The organism is Mesorhizobium sp. M7A.F.Ca.US.007.01.2.1, from assembly GCF_003998165.1.
GTDB classification, from domain to species: Bacteria; Pseudomonadota; Alphaproteobacteria; order Rhizobiales; family Rhizobiaceae; genus Mesorhizobium; species Mesorhizobium ciceri.
Genome location: NZ_RZQP01000071.1, coordinates 17918 through 27038, shown reverse-complemented (window position 1 = coordinate 27038; position 9121 = coordinate 17918). Strand labels below are relative to the sequence as shown.

The following is a 9121-nucleotide window of genomic DNA, read 5'->3' as shown; positions in this document are numbered from 1 at the left end:
GTTTACGGGCGTCCGGCATTTCAGGCATTGACGCACTTCTTCTTTCTCTCCTTGCGGGGTGAGAAGCGGTTCGCGCAGCAAACGAAAAGCCAATTGCTTGGCTTTTCGAGCTTCGAACGCCCTGAGCCCGCGAAGGGCCGGGCGGTGGACGATCCGCCCTGCCGGGTCCCCGCTGCTCCGCAGCGTCCCGGCGTTCGTCAGCCTTTCATCGTGCCACTGGCACGATGAATTCGCTTCGCGAACCGGCCGCTCACCCCACAGGGGGAGAAGGAAGAAAGAACTCAATCCGCCGGCCGGTCCGCTGGATAGGGCGTCTTGACCAGGATCGCCATGCCGATCCCGAGGAACAGCACGATCACCGCCATGCCGAGCCGTGCCGAGCCGCTGGCCAGGGTGACGGACGCGACCATGAACGGCGCCAGGAAACTGGTCGCCCGTCCGGCCAGCGCATAAATGCCGAAATAGCGGCCGGATTCGGCGGCCGTGACGCTGCGCGCCATGTAGGATCGCGACGACGCCTGCACCGGCCCGAAAGCCACACCGATCAACAGGCCGAAGAAGATGTAGGCCTTTTCCGCTGCCGTGCCGAACAGGCCACCGCTGTCCGGTCCAAGCATCATCCAGAGGCCGAACAAAGTATAGCCCGGTCCGGTCGAGACGATGCCGATCGTGGCGATGCTGAGCAGGACCAGCGAGATCATGACGATGGTTTTTGAGCCAAGCGCCGTATCGAGACGGGCTGCAACCAGGCAGCCGAAGATGGCGACGACGTTGAGAATGATGCCGAAAATACCGATTTCGGTGATCGACCAGTGGAACATCGCTGCTGCGAAAGTGCCCCCCAGCGCCAGCACCGCATTGACACCGTCCTGATAGATCATGCGGGCGACAAGGAAGCGGAAGATGCCGCTGCGCTTGCGCACCTCGCCCAGCGTCACTTTCAGCTCCGCCAACCCCTCTCGCACCGCAGGGCCGATCGGCAGGCCCTTGATGGCATCGGGGGTGAAAAAGAACATCGGCAGGATGAACAGGAAGTACCAGCCGGCTGACAAAGGCCCGGTTGCGCGCGCGTCCTCGCCGAGCTTCGGGTCGAGCCCAAAGAGCGGGTCGGTGCCGATGATCGTCTTGCCGGTCTCCGGCGAACCGGCCAAGCAAGCGACGACGAAGATCAGCGCGATCATGCCGCCGAGATAACCAAGGCCCCAGGCCATGTTGGAGATTCGGCCGATCTCGCTCTTCGGCACCAGGCGCGGCATCATCGAATCGTTGAACACGGTCGAAAACTCGGCCGCGACAGACGCCAGCGAAAAGAATAGCACGACCAGGAAAAGGTTCGAACCGGGGGCCGCGAACCAAAGCATGCAAAGGCAGGTGACCTTGACCGCGGCAAAGAATGCGATCCAGGGCTTGCGCGGGCCGGTCTGGTCGGCAATCGAGCCGAGGATAGGCGACAGCACGGCGATGACAAGACCGGCCGCGGCAATGCCGTAGCCCCAGGCCGCCTGGCCGGTCTCCGGATCGCTCGCCATGCGCGAGACGAAGTAAGGTCCAAAGATGAAGGTCGTCACGACCGTGAAGAACGGCTGCGCCGCCCAGTCGAACAGCATCCATCCCCAGATGCCGCGCCCGGACGCACGCTGCACTGTCTCTACCGTCATCATGATCCCTCGGCACCGGTTCCGTGTCGGGCGCCATGTCTGCATGTTTCATGCGCTCATGCAATGAACGAAGCTCGGTGCCGTACCCTTGACGCTGCCGGGCGTTCACTGTTCGAAAGCCATGCAACCGGCTTTCGTCCGCTTCGCGAACCAAGCCCGTATTTTTCTCGTGGGGGAAGTCGGACCGTAGGTCCGGCGCCGTCCTCCACCCCCTGCTTCGCAACGATTGTCGCCGGCGTGGATTTCTTGATTATTAAGTTGACTCTTTTTGTCCGCTTTGACTAATTGCGCTCGCGCAGGGCCGGAACGGTGACCGGCCGAACTGCTCGAAATTGGTCTGACAGGGAATAAGAGATGACGATTGGTCGACAGGCATTGTTGCGCATTCAGGCAAGGCGATTGATTGCGAGCAGTGCCTTGATAGCGGCATCTTTTGGAATGGTGGGGAGCGGCCGGGCCCAGGACGTTTCGCCGGACGATGCAACTCAACTGGAAACGATCGTCGTCACCGGCAAGTCGGACCGCGTTGGCGGGCCCGATCAAACGATCGTCGCCAAGGATACGGCGACCGCCACCAAGACCGATGCGCCGATCGTCGACGTTCCCGCCTCGGTTTCAGTTGTAACCCAAAAGGAACTGGAGGCGCGCCATGTCGAAAGCCTCCAGCAGGCCGTGGCCTACACATCCAGCGTCCTCACCGACGAGTTCGGCAATGATGACCGATACGACTATATTCGCATCCGCGGTTTCGACCAGACATCGCTCGGTACCTATCGCGACGGCTTGACGGCGCGCATCCCCGCTTGGTTCACGGCCAGCCGTCTCGAACCTTACGGACTCCAGCGCGTGGAGGTCCTGAAAGGATCGACATCGACGCTTTTTGGTCTCAACGGCCCTGGCGGATTGGTGAACGCCATCACCAAGCGGCCGCTGGATCAGAAGCAGGGGGAGATTTACACGTCCTATGGCGACGGCACCAAGGAGATTGGCGTTGATTTTGGCGGGCCGATCGACGCCGATGGCGTGTGGACCTATCGGCTCACCGGGCTGGCCAAGGATGGCGATCAAGGGTGGGATTATTCCAACGACGACCGGCTTTACATCGCACCTGCGTTGACCATCAAGCCCGAGGAAGGAACCTCGCTCACCATCCTGACTGACTATTACAAGCGAGATGGCACAGGCGCACGCGGCACCCCGGCCGGCGCCAATATCGACATCGTCACCTTCCTGGGCGAGCCGGATTTCAACCGCTTCAACACCGAGCAGGTCGATATCGGCTACCAGTTCGAGCATGAGTTCAACGAGAACCTCACCTTCCGCTCCAATGCCCGCTACACGCATTTGAGCCTCGACTACGCCGAGGTCTACGGCGCGTCGCTTGACCCCACGGCGGACCGCACGGCATTTTCGGTCGGCGGCCTGTCCAACCGCTATGCCTTCGACAATCAGTTGCAATACGATACGGGCTGGGACCGGGTCGCCAGCAAGACGCTTGTCGGCGTCGACTACGCCAACGACAACACCCATGAAAACATCCTCTTCGGCACTGCCGGCCCCATCGACATCGACAACCCGACCTATTGCGGTCTGTCCTGCATCAACCTCGGCCCCTATGTGAACTGGCGGGTCAAGCAGCAGGCGGTCGGTGTCTATGCCCAGGAGCAATTGACGTTTGACGACCGCTGGATCGTCACCTTGGGCGGGCGCTGGGACCGCGTGCAGACGACAGCTGATTATCTCGACCTGGGAACGCAGGACGACGACACCGCATCGGCCTTCACCAAGCGCGCCGGCCTGACCTACAAATTCACGCCGAACCTCGCGGTCTACGCCAACTATTCGGAAAGCTTCCAGCCGCTCGTGTCGCCAAGCGCCAACGGGTATGCGGTCTCGGGCTCGTTGAAGCCTCAGGAGGGCAAACAGTATGAGGCAGGCATCAAGTACAAGCCCGACGGCTTCGACGGCCTGTTCACAGCCGCGGTCTTCGACCTTACCCAAACCAATGTTCCGACCTATGTCACGCCTGTTGTCCAGCAGCAGATCGGCAAGGTTGGCGTCCGCGGCATCGAACTCGAGGGCAAGGCCGCCATCGCGGAAAACCTGAACCTGACGCTTGCCTATTCCTACTGGGATGCCGAGATCCTGGAAGACGGCATTGGCGGGAATGCCGGCAATCGGCCGCAGCGCGTTCCTCGCCACCTGGCGTCAGCCTGGGTTGACTATACGCTTCCCGAGGATGGACCGCGTGGCGACCTGACCATCGGCGGTGGCGTGCGCTATATCGGACAAACCTACGGGGATGACGCGAACACCATTTCGATTGGCGGCTACGCACTGGTGGATGCGGCGATTAGCTACAAGATGACCAAGGACGTGACGTTGGCCTTGAACGCAACGAACCTGTTCGACCGGAAGTATCTGACAACCAGCTATTACGGGGCCGAATTCTACGGCGACCGGCTGAAAATCGTCGGCACCCTCAAACATTCCTGGTGAGCTTGCTGAACGCCAAGCGCCGACAACATTGGAAAAGGCGCCACACGCACCCGACAATGCGTGTGGCAATCATCGACGGTTCACATCCCCGTCAGATCGCTCATCAGCCCCGACGCCACCGACAGCCGCGACACGGTGATGTCGCCGCCCTCGGTCAACGCCTGCAGCCGCTCGCGGATGCGCGCCACCCGCTCGCCGCCGGCGTCCAGCCAGGCAGCCACCGGATCGGCCGTCTTGGCGTGGCCGGTGAGCGCCGCCACCGCGATGCCGCGCCGTGCCGCATCGATCGTGTCGGTGGCGCGCGAAAGCGCCAGCTGATCGTAGTAGTCCGATGGCGTGATCGAGCGTGCGGCATCCTCGACACGCGGAATGCGGAAGGCATCGCTGACGGCGAAGAACGCCTTGGCCGCGGTGACGATATCGGCGCCGGCGGTGCGCGCCGTCAGCGCGATGTCGGGGATGAGTTCCGCCACCTCGCTCAGTGCCAGCTGCCCGGCCAAGCTTTCCGGCGCGCCGGCCTTGAACAGCCCATGCCGCTTCTCCTCGATGCGCTCGCGTGAAAAGGCCGGCAGCAGCGAAACGAGCTTGGGCTCCAGCGCCTTGCGGGCTTCCTGCAACTCGGCAATGCGCTGGCTGAGGGGTGCCGTGCCGGCATCGTTCTTCAGATACCAGCCGCTGGTCACATAGATCAGCCGGCTGACCATCTGATAGAGATCGAGCTGCACCTGGCCGTCGATCTGGTTGTCGAGCGCGTCGATCTCGCGATAGAGCGCCGGCAAGGCAAAACCGTCACGCACCACCGCGAAGGTCCGCACCACGTCGGCGGCGGTGCGCCCGGTGGCCTCCTGCAGCCGGTTGACGAAGGACGGGCCGCCGCGATTGACCAGATCGTTGGCGACGACCCGTGTGATGATCTCGCGGCGCAGCCTGTGGCCATGGATCTCGGCGGCGTATTTCTTCGCCATCTGGTCGGGAAAATAGCCCATCAGGTCGCGGTCGAAATGCGCGTCATCAGGCACGTCGCTGGCGACGATGTCGGAAAACAGCACGATCTTGGCATAGGCGAGCAGCACGCCGAGTTCGGCTCTGGTCAGCGGTTCGCCACGCGCTTCGCGCTCGGCCAGCGCTGCCGGCGACGGCAGCGTCTCGACGGCACGGTCGAGCAGGCCGCGCGCCTCCAGCGCTGTCATGAAACGGCTCTGATGCGCGATGTCGGCGAGGCCACGCTTGCGGGCGATCGAAAGCGCCAGCGTCTGCTGGTAGTTGTTGGACAGCACCAGCGAGCCGACCTCCTCGGTCATCTCGGCCAGCAGCTTGTTGCGTGCCGGGCGTGTCAACGACCCCTTGCGCATGGCGGAAGCCAGCGCGATCTTGATGTTGACCTCGACGTCGGAGCAGTTGACGCCGCCCGAATTGTCGATGGCGTCGGAGTTGCAGCGGCCGCCATTCATGCCGAACTCGATGCGCGCCCGCTGCGTGACGCCGAGATTGGCGCCCTCGCCGATCACTTTCGCCCGGACGTCGAGCGCGGTGATGCGAATGGCATCGTTGGCGCGGTCGCCGACCTCGGCATTGGTCTCGGTCGATGCCCTGAGATACGTGCCGATGCCGCCGAACCAGAGGAGATCGACCGGCGCCTTGAGGATGGCGGTCATGATCTCGACCGGCGTGGCGGTGGTCTTGGCCAGGCCGATCGCCGCCGCCGCCGCCGCCGGCAAGGTGATCGATTTCTGGTTGCGCGAGACGATGATGCCGCCTTCCGACAGTTTCGTCTTGTCGTAGTCCTGCCAGCTCGAACGCGGCAGCGCGAACATGCGCTCGCGCTCGGCCATCGAGGCTGCCATGTCGGGATCGGGATCGATGAAGATGTCGCGATGGTCGAAGGCCGCGATCAGCCGGGTTTTCGGCGACAAAAGCATGCCGTTGCCGAACACGTCGCCTGACATGTCGCCGACCCCAACGACGGTGAAGGACGAGGTCTGGATGTCGCGGTTGATCTCGCGGAAATGCCGCTTGACCGCTTCCCAGGCGCCCTTGGCGGTGATGCCCATCTTCTTGTGGTCATAGCCGGCCGAGCCGCCGCTGGCGAAGGCGTCGTCGAGCCAGAAGCCGTGCTTCTCCGAGATCGCGTTAGCGGTATCGGAGAAGGTCGCCGTGCCCTTGTCGGCGGCAACGACGAAATACGGATCGTCCGGGTCGCGTCTGATAACGCCGGCCGGCGGGATGACGCCGTCGAGGCCGATATTGTCGGTGATCGACAGCAGGCTGGAGACGAAGTTCTTGTAGGCCGAAGTACCGGCCTCGAAGATCGCGTCGCGGCCGGCGCTCATCGGCAGCTTCTTCGGATAGAAGCCCCCCTTGGCGCCCACCGGCACGATGACGGCATTCTTGACCTGCTGTGCCTTGACCAGGCCGAGCACCTCGGTGCGGTAGTCCTGGGCGCGGTCGGACCAGCGCAAGCCACCGCGCGCCACCGGACCGAAGCGCAGATGCAGACCTTCGACCTCGGAGCCGTAGACGAAGATCTCCCGCCACGGCCGCGGCGCCGGCAAGCCCTCGACCGCGTGCGAGTCCAGCTTGATCGCCAGCGACTGGCCCTTTTCTTTCGTATCGGCAACGAAATGATTGGTGCGCAGCGTGGCTTCGATCAGATTGAGGTAGCGCCGGATGATGGTGTCGTCGTCGATGTTCGGCACATCCTCCAGCGCATCCTTGATCTTGGCCTTGAGGTGCTTTGCGGCCACCACGCCTTCGGTCTCCGCTGTCGGGCCAAGCCGGGCGATGAACAGCGCATGCAGGCCACGCGCTATGTCGGGATAGCGGTTGAGCGCGGCGGCGATGAAATCCTGGCTTTGCGGAATGCCGACCTGCTGCAGATAACGGCCATAGGCGCGCAGGATGGTGATCTCGCCAGACCACAGGCCGGCGGTCTGGGCGAGGCCGTTATAGCCGTCATTATCGACGTCGCCGCGCCAGACGGAGAGGAACGCATCTTCGAACAGCGCGCCGCCATCGGTCAGGTCGATCGGCTGGCCGTAGCTGTTCTCAAGCTCCATGTCATGAATAAAGACTAAGCCGGGCCGATCACTATTGATCGTGCCGACCTGGTCGTCGCCGACCTCGAAAGTGCGCTCGCTGATGACGCGGAAGCCGATGTTTTCCAGCACCGGCACGCGGCGCGACAGCGCCACCGGGCTGCCATGGTGATAGATTTTCAGCGATGCCTGGTGCGGCTTCTGCTCGGCATGGCGATAATAGTCGATGGCGATCGGATTGCCGGCGCTGATCTTGGCAATGCGCCCGGCATCGGCCAGCGCCACCGCCGCGCTGAACGAATCGCGGTAGCTTTCCGGCAGCCGCGCGGCAATCGCCTTCAAAGCCTGGTCGCCGCCACTGGCCTCGGCCGCATCGGAAAGGGCGTCCTCCCAGGTACGCACGATGTCGCGGATCGCCGCCTCTATCGTCGCTTGCTCGACCTTCGGCGTCTTGCCGCCGGAGCGGCCGATGATGAAGTGCACGCGCGCCAGCCCGCCCTCGGGAAAGGCCGGGTAGTAGGCCGACAGCCGGCCTTCGAATACGGTTTTCAGATAGGAGCCAATCTTCTCGCGCACGACGCTGTCGTAACGGTCGCGCGGCACGAAGACGAGGATTGAGACGAAACGGTCGAACTGGTCGGCGCGCACCAGCGCCCGCACGCGTGGCCGCTCGACCAGGCCCAGAATGGCGGCGGCATGTTTGCGCAGGATCGGCACCGGCACCTGGAACAGTTCGTCGCGCGGATAGCTCTCTAAAACGTTGATCAGCGCCTTGCCGGAATGATCGTGCCGGTCGAAGCCGGACTTGGCGATGATGGTTTCGGCCTTGGACCTGAGATACGGGATCTTCATCACCGAGCGCGTGTAGGCGGTCGAGGTGAACAGGCCGACGATGCGCAATTCGCCCGCGAGCGTACCCTTGGCGGTGTAGGTCTTGATGCCGATGTAATCGAGATAGATGCGGCGGTGCACGGACGACTTGGCATTGGCTTTGGTGACGATCAGCGGCTCCGGCCCATGCAGGAAGGCGCGGATCTCCGGCGTCGTCGTTACCGCTTCGGTGCCGCGCCTGAGCACCAGCACGTCGGGATCGGACAGGATGCCGAGGCCAGGCTTTTCAGCGCGCTCCAGCGTGCCGCTTTCCTCGCCGCCGGTGTATTTGAACTCGCGCATGCCAAGGAAGGTGAAATTGTCGTCGCGCAGCCACTCCAGGAAGGCGAGAGCCTCGGCAACGCTCTTCTTGTCGAGCGGCACGGCCGTATAGCGGAATTCCGAGATCGCCTGATCGAGGCGGGCCAGCATTGGCCTCCAGTCGTGAACGGCGGCATGAACCTGGCCAAGGATCTTGCGCAGCCGCTCGCTCAATCCGCTCGCCTGCTCGGATGTCAGCCGCGGGATGTGGACATGGATGACGCTCAGCCGGTCGTGGCTGCCATCGTCCTTGGCGAAATTGCCGTCGCCGAGGATTTCTTCCACGCCGCCCTTGCCGTGGCGCACGACGATAACCGGATGGGTGACCAGGGTCGGTTCGCCCGATGTCTCGGTGATCTCGCCGAGGATGGAATCGAACAGGAACGGCATGTTGTCGTTGACGACCGTGACAACCGTCATCGGGCGGCCGTCTCGCACAACGCCCGAATCGGCATCGACGGCGACGACGCACTCGCCTTTCCTGTGAGTGGCGACTGCCTGGCCGGCGAGATCGGCAGCCCGCTCCAGGTCGGCCACATCGTAGGGAGCAATGTCTTCAGCTGGCGCGCGGGCGAGCAGATAGTCTGCAAGCCTGGCTGGCCTTTCCTCCGCTTTAAGCGCTGCCGTGGCTTTTTTCTTCGGCTTGCTCGCGGATTTCACGCTGGCCATGACGCACGTCCCTCCCGTCGAATGCTTTTACGACTATGGTAGCAGATGACCGCTGTTTGGCGACAAAGG

Annotated in this window: 4 protein-coding genes; 2 read left to right on the top strand and 2 right to left on the bottom strand. The window is 63.2% G+C overall.

Annotated features, from left to right (window positions below; genetic code table 11):
- On the top strand, positions 1 to 228 hold a 228-nt coding region (locus EN949_RS36155; RefSeq protein WP_206534950.1), incomplete at its 5' end, for a hypothetical protein.
- 53 nt (positions 229 to 281) lie between these two features.
- Here EN949_RS36155 and EN949_RS15330 read toward each other — a convergent pair.
- A complete protein-coding gene (locus EN949_RS15330) occupies positions 282 to 1658 on the bottom strand; it encodes an MFS transporter (RefSeq protein WP_063170394.1) in 1377 nt (458 codons plus the stop codon).
- Positions 1659 to 2012: 354 nt separating this feature from the next.
- On the opposite strand from EN949_RS15330, the gene EN949_RS15325 reads away from it, so the two are divergent.
- Positions 2013 to 4157, top strand: coding sequence for a TonB-dependent siderophore receptor (locus EN949_RS15325; protein WP_127365863.1), 2145 nt, complete (start codon positions 2013 to 2015; stop codon positions 4155 to 4157).
- Between the two features lie 80 nt (positions 4158 to 4237).
- On the opposite strand, the gene EN949_RS15320 is transcribed toward EN949_RS15325, so the two are convergent.
- A complete protein-coding gene (locus EN949_RS15320) occupies positions 4238 to 9052 on the bottom strand; it encodes an NAD-glutamate dehydrogenase (protein WP_127365864.1) in 4815 nt (1604 codons plus the stop codon).
- Positions 9053 to 9121: the final 69 nt, after the last annotated feature.

Excerpts from the sequence above, each read along its gene's own strand:
- EN949_RS15330 (WP_063170394.1), bottom strand. The coding sequence starts at position 1,658 with ATGACGGTAGAGACAGTGCAGCGTGCGTCCGGGCGCGGCATCTGGGGA.
- EN949_RS15325 (WP_127365863.1), top strand. The coding sequence starts at position 2,013 with ATGACGATTGGTCGACAGGCATTGTTGCGCATTCAGGCAAGGCGATTG.
- EN949_RS15320 (WP_127365864.1), bottom strand. The coding sequence starts at position 9,052 with ATGGCCAGCGTGAAATCCGCGAGCAAGCCGAAGAAAAAAGCCACGGCA.